Raw genomic sequence first — 462 nt, 5'->3', positions numbered from 1 at the left:
GTAGAGACCTGTTGTTCCAGTGCTTCCGTCACAAAACCCGGGGGCAGGGCCATGGCTTGGCCGGTGTCCGATGCGTCCGACGAGGCCACCACCGTGCCCTCTGCGTCCACCAAGGCCACGCTGCGCACCAGCAGGTTTTGCCGCGTGGCGCCTTCGATCAGTTTGTTGGCCAGCGGTGCTTCCAGCCAATCCAATTGCATGGTTTGCAGGCCCAGCAGGCTGTCGATGCTGGCCAGCAGCACGTCCACCCCCAGAAAACTGCGGTTCACCGCAGCCTGGGCACCGGTGACAAAGCGCTCGGCCTGGGCCTTGCCATCGGCCAGGGCCGATTCGCGGCTGTCGCGCACCAGCACGATGGCCAGGGCAGCAACGGCCAGCACAAAGAAGGTGGCGATGCCTATCACCGCGGTGGTGGCTTTGGTCAGGGAAGCACGCATCACTTGGTAGTAGTGGGTGCCAGCC

At 64.5% G+C, this 462-nt stretch carries 1 pseudogene; it reads right to left on the bottom strand.

Features of this window, described 5'->3' with window-relative positions:
- Nucleotides 1–437: pseudogene (locus tag AC1D1Y_RS26380) on the bottom strand (diguanylate cyclase); the annotation flags it as partial.
- Nucleotides 438–462 lie beyond the last annotated feature (25 nt).

The organism is Polaromonas sp. P1_G1 (assembly GCF_056405595.1).
This window is presented reverse-complemented; position numbering and strand designations above follow the sequence as displayed.